This window comes from Lactobacillus sp. UMNPBX6 (genome assembly GCF_002553975.1).
GTDB lineage: Bacteria > Bacillota > Bacilli > Lactobacillales > Lactobacillaceae > Lactobacillus > Lactobacillus gallinarum.
This window is the reverse complement of sequence record NZ_PCZD01000147.1, coordinates 1-261: the sequence shown is the minus strand read 5'-3', so window position 1 is coordinate 261 and position 261 is coordinate 1. Positions and strand designations below refer to the sequence as shown.

The 261-nt window shown below is 45.2% G+C and carries 1 protein-coding gene; it reads left to right on the top strand.

Annotation, left to right across the window (positions count from 1 at the left end; translation table 11 throughout):
- Nucleotides 1–261 (top strand): transposase (locus tag CP357_RS10055; protein ID WP_198995890.1); only part of this gene is annotated, 261 nt, incomplete at both ends.

The following is a 261-nucleotide window of genomic DNA, read 5'->3' as shown; positions in this document are numbered from 1 at the left end:
ACAAGTTTTTCTGCGTCTATTTGGATGCGACATACCTTCCTTTGCGCCGAGAAACATTTGAGCGTGAAGCAGTCTATATTGCCATTGGCATCAAGCCTAATGGGCACAAGGAGGTCATTGACTACTGCATTGCGCCTAGCGAGAACATTGAAGTCTGGACAGAGATGCTTCAAAACATGAAATTCCGAGGCTTAAAGCAAGTTGAGCTCTTTCTTTCTGATGGTGTTGTTGGCATGAAAACAGCCTTGGCCAGGACTTATC